General features: G+C 60.6%; 13 protein-coding genes. 9 read left to right on the top strand and 4 right to left on the bottom strand.

The features are described from left to right. Positions 1-35 precede the first annotated feature (35 nt). Positions 36-602 carry a transporter substrate-binding domain-containing protein gene (locus AB4O09_RS29370; RefSeq protein WP_003196644.1) on the bottom strand — a complete coding sequence of 189 codons (567 nt, stop codon included), beginning with the start codon at positions 600-602 and terminating at the stop codon, positions 36-38. A 133-nt stretch (positions 603-735) separates the two neighbouring features. Between AB4O09_RS29370 and AB4O09_RS29375 the strand changes: the two genes are divergently transcribed. Next, positions 736-1,161, top strand: a complete 426-nt coding sequence (locus tag AB4O09_RS29375) for a DUF4399 domain-containing protein (protein WP_003196642.1) — start codon at positions 736-738, stop codon at positions 1,159-1,161. 116 nt (positions 1,162-1,277) lie between these two features. Here AB4O09_RS29375 and serA read toward each other — a convergent pair whose 3' ends face one another. Further along, entirely contained in the window at positions 1,278-2,507 is a 1,230-nt protein-coding gene (gene serA, locus AB4O09_RS29380; RefSeq protein WP_003186856.1) for a phosphoglycerate dehydrogenase, read from the bottom strand. A gap of 205 nt (positions 2,508-2,712) precedes the next feature. On the opposite strand from serA, the gene AB4O09_RS29385 reads away from it, so the two are divergent. From AB4O09_RS29385 to AB4O09_RS29400, 4 genes are all read left to right on the top strand, one after another. After that, on the top strand, positions 2,713-4,107 hold the full coding sequence (locus tag AB4O09_RS29385; protein ID WP_003196640.1) for an FAD-binding oxidoreductase: 1,395 nt from the start codon (positions 2,713-2,715) through the stop codon (positions 4,105-4,107). 42 nt (positions 4,108-4,149) lie between these two features. Then, a complete protein-coding gene (locus AB4O09_RS29390; RefSeq protein ID WP_003196639.1) occupies positions 4,150-4,815 on the top strand; it encodes a fumarylacetoacetate hydrolase family protein in 666 nt (221 codons plus the stop codon). Positions 4,816-5,049: 234 nt separating this feature from the next. Further along, positions 5,050-5,982, top strand: a complete 933-nt coding sequence (locus tag AB4O09_RS29395; protein ID WP_003196638.1) for an SdiA-regulated domain-containing protein — start codon at positions 5,050-5,052, stop codon at positions 5,980-5,982. A gap of 121 nt (positions 5,983-6,103) precedes the next feature. After that, positions 6,104-7,018 carry an SdiA-regulated domain-containing protein gene (locus tag AB4O09_RS29400; RefSeq protein ID WP_003196637.1) on the top strand — a complete coding sequence of 305 codons (915 nt, stop codon included), beginning with the start codon at positions 6,104-6,106 and terminating at the stop codon, positions 7,016-7,018. A 157-nt stretch (positions 7,019-7,175) separates the two neighbouring features. Here AB4O09_RS29400 and rpiA read toward each other — a convergent pair whose 3' ends face one another. Further along, positions 7,176-7,850 (bottom strand): ribose-5-phosphate isomerase RpiA, encoded by a 675-nt coding sequence (gene rpiA / locus AB4O09_RS29405; RefSeq protein ID WP_013692033.1) that lies wholly within the window; start codon positions 7,848-7,850, stop codon positions 7,176-7,178. A 137-nt stretch (positions 7,851-7,987) separates the two neighbouring features. Between rpiA and ilvA the strand changes: the two genes are divergently transcribed. Continuing rightward, positions 7,988-9,502, top strand: coding sequence for a threonine ammonia-lyase, biosynthetic (gene ilvA / locus AB4O09_RS29410; RefSeq protein ID WP_003196635.1), 1,515 nt, complete (start codon positions 7,988-7,990; stop codon positions 9,500-9,502). Positions 9,503-9,547: 45 nt separating this feature from the next. Next, positions 9,548-9,973, top strand: a complete 426-nt coding sequence (locus AB4O09_RS29415; RefSeq protein ID WP_003196634.1) for a DUF2269 family protein — start codon at positions 9,548-9,550, stop codon at positions 9,971-9,973. 35 nt (positions 9,974-10,008) lie between these two features. Here AB4O09_RS29415 and AB4O09_RS29420 read toward each other — a convergent pair whose 3' ends face one another. Continuing rightward, positions 10,009-10,665: a histidinol-phosphatase gene (locus tag AB4O09_RS29420; protein ID WP_003196633.1), complete on the bottom strand. Its 657-nt coding sequence runs from the start codon at positions 10,663-10,665 to the stop codon at positions 10,009-10,011. 143 nt (positions 10,666-10,808) lie between these two features. Between AB4O09_RS29420 and AB4O09_RS29425 the strand changes: the two genes are divergently transcribed. Further along, on the top strand, positions 10,809-11,288 hold the full coding sequence (locus AB4O09_RS29425) for an RNA pyrophosphohydrolase (RefSeq protein ID WP_003186867.1): 480 nt from the start codon (positions 10,809-10,811) through the stop codon (positions 11,286-11,288). A 22-nt stretch (positions 11,289-11,310) separates the two neighbouring features. Further along, positions 11,311-13,590 (top strand): phosphoenolpyruvate--protein phosphotransferase, encoded by a 2,280-nt coding sequence (ptsP, locus tag AB4O09_RS29430; protein WP_003196632.1) that lies wholly within the window; start codon positions 11,311-11,313, stop codon positions 13,588-13,590. The last annotated feature ends 75 nt before the right edge of the window (positions 13,591-13,665 follow it).

Here is a 13,665-nt window from a genome sequence, read left to right on the forward strand (position 1 = left end):
CAATGAAGCGCCATGGCCTCATCGCCTGAAAGGCTTCACTCCTGCTTACCCAACCACTTCTGCGACAACTTCTCCAACCGCCCGTCATCCTTGATACGCGCCAGGGCGTTGTCCAGGCTGGCCTTGAACGCCGGGTTGCCCTTCTGGAACGGAATCACCAGGCTCGGCGCCGGCTCGCTCTTTTTTTCTGGCTGGAATGACTGCGCCATGACCAACGGGCGTGGCGTCTCATCCTTGCTCGCCAGCAGTTGTGCATCCGGATGGCTGTAAACGGCGCTGGTGTCGAAACGTTCCGCCAGTTCCGGGGTCATTGCTATGTGGTTGATGGCGACGTCGTACTTGCCGCTCTCCACCCCGCTCATCAGGTCGCCGGCATCGGTGACCACGAAGTCGGGGCGTACATCGAGCTCACTGGCAAGCATTTCGCCCAGCTCCACTTCGAAACCAGTGAGTTTGCCGTCTTCCTTGAAGTTGAAGGGCGCGGTGTTGGCCTCGAGGGCAATGCGCAGTTCGCCACGGTCATTGATGTCATCGATCAGTTCGGCATGAGCCAGGGGACTCAAAAGGGGTAGCAGGCAAATCAGGCCAGGCAGAAAGCGCATGGTCACTCCTTTGTATTTATACAAGCGACGCTCGTTTCAGGCTCGCTTTGCTATGGTTGTTGCAGGCTTCGACAACGATTGGTCATGAAGTTGTCATGGCCAGGCGGATTTCATGGAAAAACTGGAGAAAAAAATGAAAAGCTTTATGTCTCGTGCCGCGTTGACCGGCCTGTTACTGGGCGCTTCGATGCTGGCAACCGCCGCGACCCCGGCGCCCAAAGGTGCAGAAGTGTTCATCGTTTCCCCGGCAGACGGCGCCACCGTCGCCCAGGAATTCACGGTCAAGTTCGGCGTCAAGGATATCTCCCTGGCTCCGGCCGGCGATATGACCAAAAACACCGGGCACCACCATTTGCTGATCGATGTCGACAAACTGCCTGCCGCCGGCGCGCCGATTCCAAACGACGCCAACCACATGCACTTCGGCAAGGCACAAACCCAGGCCACCATCAAACTGACCCCGGGCAAGCACACCTTGCAATTGATCCTGGGCGACACCGGCCATATGCCGTTCGATCCGTCGATCGTGTCCGAGAAAATCACTGTCAACGTGAAATAACACGCACCGGCTGACGCAACACAAACACCTGTGGGTTTCATGCTGCCCCCGGTGTCAGGCAATAAAAAACGGGAGCCCTTTCGGGGCTCCCGTTTTTAATTGCAAGCCAGGCCTGCTTAGAACAACACGCGGCAACGAATGGTGCCGTTGATGTGCTGCAGCTTCTCTTGCGCCAGATCCGAGTATTCGGCGTCGACGTCGATCACGACGTAGCCGACTTTCTCGTTGGTCTGCAGGAACTGACCGGAAATGTTGATGCCGTTTTCGGCGAAGACCTTGTTGATCTCGCTCATCACACCCGGGATGTTTTCGTGGATGTGCAGCAAACGGTGCTTGCCAGGGTGTGCCGGCAGAGCCACTTCCGGGAAGTTCACGGACGATACCGAGGTACCGTTGTCGCTGTACTTGACCAGTTTTTCCGCCACTTCCAGGCCGATGTTGGCCTGGGCTTCAGCGGTGGAACCGCCGATGTGCGGAGTAAGGATCACGTTGTCCAGGCCACGCAGCGGGCTTTCGAAGATGTCGTCGTTGGAGCGTGGCTCCACCGGGAACACGTCGATGGCGGCGCCGATCAGGTGCTTGTCCTTGATCGCGTCGGCCAGGGCGTCGAGCTTGACCACGGTGCCACGCGCGGCGTTGATCAGGATCCCGCCCTTCTTGATGGCACGGATTTCCTTCTCGCCGATCATCCACTGGGTGGCAGCGGTTTCCGGGACGTGCAGGGTCACGATGTCGGACATGCCCAGCAACTCGTGCAGATTGTTGACCTGGGTAGCGTTGCCCAGCGGCAGCTTGGTCACGGTGTCGTAGAAGAACACCTGCATGCCAAGGCCTTCAGCCAATACCGACAACTGGGTGCCGATCGAGCCGTAGCCAACGATACCCAGCTTCTTGCCGCGGATTTCGAAGGAGTTGGCCGCGCTCTTGATCCAGCCACCACGGTGGCAGGAAGCGTTCTTCTCAGGGATGCCGCGCAGCAGCAGGATCGCTTCGGCCAGCACCAGTTCGGCAACGGAACGGGTGTTGGAGTACGGCGCGTTGAACACCGCGATACCGCGCTCGCGCGCCGCATTGAGGTCAACCTGGTTGGTGCCGATGCAGAAGCAGCCGACCGCCACCAGTTTCTTGGCGTGGTCGAAGATCTCTTCGGTCAATTGGGTACGGGAGCGAATGCCGATGAAGTGAGCATCGGCGATCTTTTCCTTGAGCTGGGCTTCCGGCAGAGAACTGGTGATGTACTCGATGCTGGTGTAGCCCGCCGACTTGAGGACGTCGACAGCCGATTGGTGGACGCCTTCGAGAAGAAGGAACTTGATCTTGCTCTTATCGAGAGAAGTCTTGCTCATCTGCGTAAACCTGTGTCCCGGAGAAAAATGGCAGGGAATCGGACAGCGCATGCTGGCCCGACCGGCGTGACAGCCGTCGCCGCAGAACAGCCGTTGGGCACTACGCTGCGGGGTCGGTATGCTAGCATATGCACCCCGCTAAACACTCATTCCTGCGACGTGAAGCGTTCTCAGGATGACCATGAATTGTTCGAGAGTTCTGTCGATGACCAATCCTGCCGTGATAGATGAGCTGAAGACCCTGGTTGAGCCTGGCAAGGTCTTGACCGATGCCGACTCCCTGAACGCTTACGGCAAGGATTGGACCAAGCATTTTGCCCCTGCACCTTCGGCCATCGTCTTCCCCAAGACCACCGAACAGGTCCAGGCCATCGTGCGCTGGGCCAACGCGCACAAAATCGCGCTGGTGCCATCGGGCGGACGTACCGGGCTTTCCGCCGCAGCCGTGGCCGCCAACGGCGAAGTGGTCGTGTCGTTCGACTACATGAACCAGGTGCTCGACGTGAACCTCACCGACCGCACCGCGGTCTGCCAGCCTGGCGTGGTCACCGAACAACTGCAGAACAAGGCCGAAGAACATGGCCTGTACTACCCGGTAGACTTCGCTTCGGCCGGTTCCAGCCAGATTGGCGGCAATATCGGCACCAATGCCGGCGGGATCAAGGTCATTCGCTACGGCATGACCCGCAACTGGGTGGCGGGCATGAAGGTCGTCACCGGCAAGGGTGACCTGCTGGAGCTGAACAAGGACCTGATCAAGAACGCCACCGGCTACGATTTGCGGCAGCTGTTCATCGGCGCCGAGGGCACCCTGGGCTTCGTGGTCGAGGCCACCATGCGCCTGGACCGTGCGCCGAAGAACCTCACCGCCATGGTGCTCGGCACACCGGACTTCGATTCGATCATGCCGGTGCTGCACGCCTTCCAGGGCAAGCTGGACCTGACCGCCTTCGAGTTTTTCTCCGACAAGGCCCTGGCCAAGGTCCTCGCTCGCGGCGACGTGCCGGCACCGTTCGAAACCGAGTGCCCGTTCTATGCCCTGCTGGAATTCGAAGCCACCACTGAAGAAGTCGCCAACCACGCCCTGGAAACCTTCGAGCATTGCGTGGAGCAAGGCTGGGTGCTGGACGGCGTGATGAGCCAGAGCGAAACCCAGCTGCAGAACCTGTGGAAGCTGCGCGAATACATCTCCGAAACCATCTCCCACTGGACGCCGTACAAGAACGACATCTCGGTAACCGTCTCCAAGGTTCCGGGTTTCTTGCGGGAAATCGACGCGATCGTCGGCGAACACTACCCGGACTTCGAAATTGTCTGGTTCGGCCACATCGGCGACGGCAACTTGCACTTGAACATCCTCAAGCCGGAAAACCTGAGCAAGGATGAGTTCTTCGCCAAATGCGCGACCGTGAACAAATGGGTCTTTGAAACCGTCGAGAAGTACAACGGCTCGATTTCCGCCGAACACGGCGTGGGCATGACCAAGCGCGACTACCTGACCTATAGTCGTTCACCTGTGGAAATCGAGTACATGAAAGCGGTGAAGGCGGTATTCGACCCGAACGGCATCATGAACCCGGGCAAGATTTTCGCGATTTGACGCCTAAAAACACCTGATGAATCCCAGAAGCAGGAGTCGGTAATGAGCTATCAGCACCAGTATGTCGACGGTACACGTATTCATTTCCCGGTAGGGAAAGTGGTGTGCATTGGCCGTAACTACGCCGAACATGCAAAGGAACTGGATAACCCGGTGCCCACCGAACCCTTGCTGTTCATCAAGCCGGGCAGTTGCGTGGTACCGCTGGAAGGCGGTTTCAGCATTCCTGCCGACCGTGGCTCGGTGCACTACGAGGCGGAAATCGCCGTGCTGATCGGCAAGCCGCTGTCCACCAAGCCCAGCGTTGAAGAAGTACTGGACGCGATCTCCGGCTTCGCCCCGGCCCTGGACCTGACCCTGCGGGACAAGCAGGCCGAACTCAAGGCCAAGGGCCTGCCGTGGGAAGTGGCCAAGTCCTTCGACGGCGCGGCGGTGCTCGCACCGTTCGTGTCGAGCGGCACCTTTGCCGACCTGACCGACATCCCCGTTCGCCTGACCATCAACGGTGAAGTGCGCCAGGACGGCAACAGCAGCCTGATGCTCAACCCTATCGTGCCGATGATCCAGTACATGGCCGGCTGCTTCTCGCTGCAGGCCGGCGACGTGATCCTCACCGGCACCCCGGCGGGCGTCGGGCCGTTGAATGCAGGTGATGAGCTGGTACTGGAGTTGCCGGGGGCGAGCCGCTTCGAAAGCAGCGTTCGCTAACGGCTACACCTGCGCCCCCCTGTGGGAGCGAGCTTGCTCGCGATGAGGCCATCACATCCAGCATTGATGTTGGCTGATACACCGCTATCGCGAGCAAGCTCGGCTCCCACAGGGCTGGGTTGAGTTCCACCCCACCATTTACCGTTTTTTTCACATGCCATCCGGATAATTCCGGGGAATGCGGCATCTGAGCCAGCCACTCCCCTAGCCGAATTTTCTGGAACGCATTCCCCGATGGCCAAACCCCAAGCACTGTCCGCCACCAAACCTGCCCGCCGCTCCCGCTTCGCCCTGCCCTGGTATGCCTGGTCGCTGCTGGCGGTGGCCGCTGCCTATGGCCTGGCGTTTGCGATGCATTGGGACGACCGCGGCCTGCTTTGGCTATCGGAACGCTTCCAGAGCCCAGCCGAGCGCCAGGCGAGCATCTGGCTGCCAGACTACCGCGCCGTGATCGACGCCAAGCCACTATCCGGCATGGAGAAGGACGAGGCGTCCGATGTGACTTACAACCCGCAGACCAAGACCCTGTTCGCCGTCATGGGCAAAAACCCGTTCCTGGTGGAACTGACCCTGCAAGGCGATGTGCTGCGCAAGATGCCCTTGGTGGGTTGGAGCAACCCCGAGGGCGTGGCTTATATGGAAAACGGCCTGCTGGCGATCACCGACGAACGCAATCACACGCTGACCATCGTCCACGTTGGTGCCGATACCCGCGAACTGAACAACGCCGACTTCCCCCACTATGATCTCGGCCCATCCAAGAACCAGAACAAAGGGTTCGAAGCGATCGTCTGGGACCCGCGCAACCAGCAACTGGTGCTCGGAGAGGAACGCCCGCCAGCGCTGTTCACCTGGAAAAGCGATGGCAGCCAGTCGCTCAAGGGCGACAAGCAGATCCATGTCAGCAATGAACTGGACCTGCGCAATCTCTCGGCACTGGCGATCGATCCGCGCACCGGGCACATGCTGGTGCTTTCGGCCGACTCGCATCTGTTGCTGGAACTGGACGAAAAAGGCGAGCAGGTCAGCTTCATGACCTTGCTGGGCGGCTTCAACGGCTTGAAAGACACAATCCCTCGTGCCGAAGGCGTCACCGTCGATGAGGCCGGCAATCTGTACATGGTCAGCGAGCCGAATCTGTTCTATCGTTTCGAAAAACAGCGCTGACAGCACTAACTCTGCGGGATAAATCTTCCTTCGTTGTAGGGTGTGGCACACAGCCATTAAGCTTCAGTTCAGGCAGCCGTGGTATTTCCACGCACCTGTTCTTATCCGAGCCCACCCTGACATGCGTCGACTCGCCCGCCCAAAACCCTTGATCCTGATGCTGCTGACGCTGGCGCTGATCTTCCTGATCGCCGCCGGCCAGCACCTGCGCCTGTTCGAACGCGCCTGGTTCAACGTCAACATCCTCTTCAAACCCATCAACGAGCAAGCCATCGCACTGGACCAATACCAGGTCACAGTCGAGGCGCAGGTAATCGAAGGCCTGAACGATGACGTTTCGGCGCTGACGTTCGATCCGGTACGCAAGAGCTTGTTTACAGTTACCAACCAGAATTCCGAGCTGATCGAGCTGTCACTCGATGGCAAGATCCTGCGGCGCATTGCGCTGATCGGCTTTGGCGATCCGGAGGCAGTGGAATTCATCAGCGAAGACATCTACGTCATCACCGACGAGCGCCAGCAGCGGCTGATAAAGATTCGCCTGGAAGACGACACCCAATTCCTCGACGCCGCCGAAGCCGAACAGATGACCCTGGGCGTGCATATGAGCGGCAACAAGGGGTTCGAAGGACTCGCCTACGATTCGGTAGGCAAACGCCTGTTCGTAGCGAAGGAACGCGACCCGATGCTGATTTATGAAGTGCATGGGTTTCCTCACCACAATCCGGAAAAGTCCTATGCAGTCCATGTGATCAACAACCCCAAGCGCGATGCCGGGTTGTTCGTGCGCGACCTCTCAAGCCTGCAATACGACGAACGCAGCGGCCATTTGCTGGCGCTGTCCGAGGAGTCGCGGTTGATTATCGAATTGGATATCGACGGCCGGCCATTGAGCACGCTGTCGTTGAGCAAGGGCCGCCAGGGCCTGCAAAAAACCGTGCCCCAGGCCGAAGGCCTCGCCATGGACGACGATGGCAACCTGTATCTGGTGAGCGAGCCGAATCTGTTCTACGTGTTCAAGAAGTCACAACCTTGATCCACTTACCCTGAACTACCACAAAAACCCAATGTGGGAGCGAGCTTGCTCGCGATAGCGGTGTATCAGCCATGAAGGTATCGACTGACATACCGCCATCGCGAGCAAGCTCGCTCCCACAGGGTCCGGTGTTGAATCCAATAACTGATCGCCCGGTTTATTCAGCCCGCAGGGTCTTCACCCCTTCAGGGGTCCCTAGCAGCAGCACATCCGCAGGCCGTGCAGCGAACAAACCGTTGGTGACCACGCCCACGATGGCGTTGATCTGGCTTTCCAGTTCCACCGGGTTGGTGATCTGCAGGTTGTGCACGTCGAGGATGATGTTGCCGTTATCGGTCAGCACGCCTTCGCGATACACCGGGTCGCCGCCCAGCTTCACCAGTTCGCGGGCCACATGACTGCGGGCCATCGGGATGACTTCCACTGGCAATGGGAACGCGCCAAGCACCGGCACCAGTTTGCTGGCGTCGGCGATGCAGATGAAGGTCTTGGCCACGGCCGCGACGATCTTCTCGCGAGTCAGGGCCGCGCCACCGCCCTTGATCAGGTTCAGGTGCGCGTCGCTTTCGTCGGCGCCGTCGATGTAGAACTCCAGGTCGCTCACGGTGTTGAGCTCGTACACCGGGATCCCGTGGCCCTTGAGGCGCGCGGCGGTTGCTTCGGAGCTGGCGACCGCGCCGTCGAACGCGCCCTTGTGTTGCGCCAGCGCGTCGATGAAGCAATTGGCCGTAGAGCCGGTGCCAACCCCGACGACGCTCTTGTCATCCAGCTTCGGGAGGATGAGGTCGACGGCGGCCTGGGCCACGGCCTGTTTGAGTTGATCCTGGGTCATGCGGGCTCCGAAAGCGGGCAGGAAGTAAAGAGGGCCGCGAGTATAACCCAACAAAACCTTGGGATTCGTGTGGTCGCCCAGCTAAAAGCCGGGTTAGACTCCTTGGCCCTGCCCAACCCGCTCAGTGATGCTTTCCGATGCTTGAACAGTACGTCAAAAAGATCCTCACCTCGCGCGTTTACGACGTTGCCGTAGAAACCCCGCTGCAGACCGCTCGCCAGCTCTCCGAGCGGCTGGGCAACAGCATTTTGCTCAAGCGCGAAGACTTGCAGCCGGTGTTCTCGTTCAAGATTCGCGGGGCCTACAACAAGCTGACCCAGCTCAGCGACGAAGAGCGCGCACGCGGCGTGGTCACGGCTTCGGCAGGCAACCACGCCCAGGGCCTGGCCCTGGCGGCCAAGGTGCTGGGCGTCAAGGCCACCATCGTGATGCCCAAGACCACCCCGGAAATCAAGGTCGAAGGCGTGCGCTCACGTGGCGGCAAGGTGGTGCTGCACGGTGACTCGTTCCCCGAAGCCCTGGCCTATTCGCTGAAACTGGTCGACGAAAAAGGCTACGTCTACATCCACCCGTATGACGATCCCCACACCATCGCCGGGCAGGGCACCGTGGCGATGGAAATCCTGCGCCAGCACCCGGGACGCCTGGATGCGATCTTCGTCCCGGTGGGCGGTGGCGGGCTGATTGCCGGGATCGCGGCCTACGTGAAATACCTGCGCCCGGACATCAAGATCATCGGCGTCGAGCCGGACGACTCCAATTGCCTGCAAGCGGCGATGGCCGCTGGCGAGCGCGTGGTCCTGCCGACCGTGGGGCTGTTCGCCGACGGCGTCGCCGTGGCACAGATCGGCCAGCACACCTTCGATATCTGCAAGCACTACGTGGACGAAGTCATCACCGTCAGCACCGACGAAATCTGCGCGGCCATCAAGGATATCTACGACGATACCCGCTCGATCACCGAACCTGCCGGCGCCCTGGGCGTGGCCGGGATCAAGAAATACGTCGAGTCACGGGGCATCAGCGGCCAGACCCTGGTGGCCATCGACTCCGGTGCCAACGTCAACTTCGATCGCTTGCGCCACGTTGCCGAACGCGCCGAACTGGGCGAAGGCCGCGAAGCGATCATCGCCGTGACCATCCCCGAGAAGCCGGGCAGCTTCAAGGCGTTCTGCGAAGCTGTCGGCAAGCGCCAGATCACCGAATTCAACTATCGCTACAACACTGGCAGCGAAGCGCACATCTTCGTCGGCGTGCAGACCCACCCGGAAAACGACCCGCGCAGCGCGCTGATCGCCAGCCTGACCGAACAAGGCTTCCCGGTGCTGGACCTGACCGACAATGAACTGGCCAAGTTGCACATTCGCCACATGGTCGGCGGACATGCGGCACATGTCATCGACGAAGTGGTACTGCGCTTCGAATTCCCGGAACGCCCGGGTGCGCTGTTCAACTTCCTCAACAAGCTGGGCGGGCGCTGGAACATCTCGATGTTCCACTACCGCAACCATGGCGCGGCGGATGGCCGTGTGGTCGCCGGGCTGCAGGTGCCGCACGATGAGCGCCACCTGGTGCCGGCCGCCCTGGAAGAAATCGGCTACCCGTACTGGGATGAAAGCGATAACCCGGCCTACCAACTGTTCCTGGGTTGATAAAGCCGGGCTAGGCTGTGAGCAAGAATTGAGGAAAATCCAACAATGGAAACATTGACTGCGCTGAAGATCGCTCACGTCATCGCCACCGTACTGCTGCTGGCGGGCGCCCTGGGGCTGGCCATCTGGGTCTGGCGCACGCGCCGCAACGGCGATGCCACGGCGGCGGCGCGCACGCTGCAACGTCCGCGGCTGTTCATCTGGCTGGTGATGATCCTGGCACTGGCAAGCCTGCCCTTCACGGGCTGGTGGATGGTGCATCAGGTTGGCTGGTCGCTGGGGCAGACCTGGCTGCTGGCTTCCAGCGTGCTCTACACCGTGGCGGCGCTGGCGGGGTTCTGGCTGGTGGTGCGACTGAACAAATTGCGCAAGACGCCGGGAGGTAGCGGGAAGTTTACCTTTGCCTTGGCGCTGTTCAGTGTTGTCTGCTTTATCGCCATTGCGGGGTTGATGGGGGCCAAGCCGGTTTAAAACACAGTCTGTGGGAGCAAGGCTTGCTCCCACAGTCAATTGCGCAACGAAATCACCGGCCAACCCCGCTTCTGGGCCTCGACCCGAAGATTCGGATCCGGATCCACCGCCACCGGATGCGTCACCACCTCCAGCAGCGCCAGGTCATTCATCGAGTCGCTGTAGAAATAGCTGCCGTCGAGCGAATGCCCGGTCTCTTCCAGCCAACGGTTCAGCCGGGTCACCTTGCCCTCGCGAAAGCACGGGACATCCGTGCTGCGCCCGCTGTAGCGCCCGTCGATCATCTCGCACTCGGTGGCGATCAGGGTTTCGACGCCCAGGCGCTCGGCAATCGGCCCGGTGACAAAGCGGTTGGTGGCGGTGATGATCACCAGCTTGTCGCCGGCGTCACGGTGCTTTTCCAGCAATTCGATGGCCTGGGGCAAGACGATCGGCTCGATGCAGTCGCGCATGTAGTCCAGGTGCCACTGGGCCAGCACGTGCATTTCGGTACGACCGAGAATTTCCAGGCAAAAATTCAGGTACTCGGCGTTGTCGAGCTTGCCGGCCAGGTAATCCTGGTAGAACTCGTCGTTGCGTGCCTTGTAGGTCACAGCGTCCAGGAAACCGCGCTCGCACAGGTAATCGCCCCACGCGTGGTCGCTGTCGCCGCCCAGCAATGTGTTGTCCAAGTCGAATAAAGCCAGCCGCATTGCAGTTACTCGCTGAAAAATCTGAAGAAAGGCGTCCAGAATACGGACTTTTCACAAGAGTGCACATAAGCTAGGCGGGCTCGTTGCTGCTTTCACAACCTTTGTGGAACAATGCGGCGACATGCGTTTGCGAGGTTGTTGCCGTGATCGACCCCGATGGTTTCCGCCCCAATGTGGGGATCATTCTTACGAATGATGCAGGGCAGGTGCTATGGGCTCGCCGTATCAATCAAGACGCCTGGCAGTTTCCCCAGGGCGGGATCAACCCCCAGGAGACGCCGGAAGAGGCCTTGTACCGCGAGTTGAACGAAGAAGTGGGGCTTGAGCGAGAAGATGTCGAAATACTCGCCTGCACCCGAGGCTGGTTGCGCTATCGTTTGCCGCAACGCCTGGTCAGGACGCACAGCCAACCGCTGTGCATCGGCCAGAAGCAGAAATGGTTTCTCCTGCGCCTGATCTCCAACGAGCAGCGGGTGCGGATGGATTTGACCGGTAAACCGGAGTTCGATGGCTGGCGCTGGGTCAGCTATTGGTATCCGTTGGGCCAGGTGGTGACATTCAAGCGCGAAGTGTACCGACGCGCTCTCAAAGAGCTTGCCCCGCGCCTGCTGACGCGCGACTGACGACGGAGTTCGACCCCGAGCCATGCTCAATACGCTGCGCAAGATCGTCCAGGAAGTTAACTCCGCCAAGGATCTCAAGGCGGCGTTGGGGATTATTGTATTGCGTGTCAAAGAGGCCATGGGCAGCCAGGTCTGCTCGGTCTACCTGCTGGATCCCGAGACCAATCGTTTCGTGCTGATGGCCACCGAGGGCTTGAACAAGCGCTCCATCGGCAAAGTCAGCATGGCCCCCAATGAAGGCCTGGTCGGTCTGGTCGGCACACGCGAAGAACCCCTGAACCTCGAAAACGCTGCGGATCACCCGCGCTACCGCTACTTTGCCGAAACCGGCGAAGAGCGCTATGCCTCGTTCCTCGGCGCACCGATCATCCACCACCGCCGCGTTGTCGGCGTGTTGGTCATCCAGCAAAAAGAACGCCGCCAGTTCGATGAGGGTGAAGAAGCCTTCCTCGTGACCATGAGCGCGCAACTGGCCGGGGTTATCGCCCACGCCGAGGCCACCGGCTCGATCAGCGGCCTGGGTCGACAGGGCAAGGGCATCCAGGAAGCCAAGTTCGTCGGCGTACCGGGTTCACCGGGCGCGGCGGTGGGCACGGCGGTGGTCATGTTGCCGCCCGCCGACCTGGACGTGGTGCCAGACAAGACCATCACCGATATCGACGCCGAATTGGGCTTGTTCAAGACCGCCATCGAAGGCGTGCGCGCCGACATGCGCGCCCTGTCGGCCAAGCTGGCGACGCAGTTGCGCCCTGAAGAGCGCGCGCTGTTCGACGTTTACCTGATGATGCTCGACGATGCCTCCCTGGGCAGCGAAGTGACCACCATCATCAAGACCGGCCAGTGGGCCCAGGGCGCACTGCGCCAGGTGGTGACCGACCACGTCAACCGTTTCGAACTGATGGACGACGCCTATCTGCGCGAGCGGGCCTCGGACGTCAAGGACCTTGGCCGCCGGTTGCTGGCCTACTTGCAGCAAGAGCGCCAGCAGACCCTGGTCTACCCCGACAACACCATCCTGGTCAGCGAAGAGCTGACCCCGGCCATGCTCGGCGAAGTGCCCGAAGGCAAGCTGGCGGGGCTGGTCTCGGTATTGGGTTCGGGCAACTCCCACGTGGCAATCCTGGCCCGGGCCATGGGCATCCCGACGGTGATGGGCCTGGTGGACCTGCCGTACTCCAAGGTCGACGGCATCCAGATGATCGTCGATGGCTACCACGGCGAGGTCTACACCAACCCCAGCGACGTGCTGCGCAAGCAGTTTGCCGATGTGGTCGAGGAAGAAAAGCAACTGTCCCTGGGCCTGGATGCGCTGCGGGACCTGCCGTGCGTGACGCTCGACGGCCACCGCATGCCGCTGTGGGTCAACACCGGCCTGCTGGCCGACGTGGCCCGGGCGCAGAAACGTGGCGCCGAAGGTGTGGGCCTGTACCGCACCGAAGTGCCGTTCATGATCAACCAGCGCTTCCCCAGCGAAAAGGAACAGCTGGCGATCTACCGCGAACAACTGGCCGCGTTCCACCCGCAACCGGTGACCATGCGCAGCCTGGACATCGGCGGCGACAAGTCCCTGTCCTACTTCCCGATCAAGGAAGACAACCCGTTCCTCGGCTGGCGCGGTATTCGCGTGACGCTCGACCACCCGGAAATCTTCCTGGTCCAGGCCCGCGCCATGCTCAAGGCCAGCGAAGGCCTGAACAACCTGCGCATCCTGTTGCCGATGATCTCCGGCACCCATGAACTGGAAGAAGCCCTGCACCTGATCCACCGGGCCTGGGGCGAAGTACGCGACGAAGGCACCGATGTACCGATGCCGCCAGTGGGCGTGATGATCGAGATTCCGGCGGCGGTGTACCAGACCAAGGAACTGGCGCGGCAGGTGGACTTCCTGTCGGTGGGTTCCAACGACCTGACCCAGTATCTGCTGGCCGTGGACCGCAACAACCCGCGGGTCGCGGACCTGTACGACTACCTGCACCCGGCGGTGCTGCAAGCCTTGCAGAACGTGGTGCGTGATGCCCATGCCGAAGGCAAGCCGGTGAGCATCTGCGGCGAAATGGCCGGCGACCCGGCGGCGGCAGTGCTGCTGATGGCGATGGGGTTCGACAGCTTGTCGATGAACGCCACCAACCTGCCGAAAGTGAAGTGGATGCTGCGCCAGATCAACCTCAGCAAGGCCCAGGAATTGCTCGCGGAGGTGATGACCATCGACAACCCGCAAGTAATCCACAGCTCCTTGCAACTGGCGCTGAAGAACCTTGGGTTGGCGCGGATGATCAATCCGGCTTCGAACAAGACCCTCTGACCCCTATCGCGAGCAAGCTCGCTCCCACAGGGGATCTCGGTTGTTCACAAAATATGTGTTCACTGAAGATCCACT

The organism is Pseudomonas sp. H1_F01 (genome assembly GCF_054681425.1).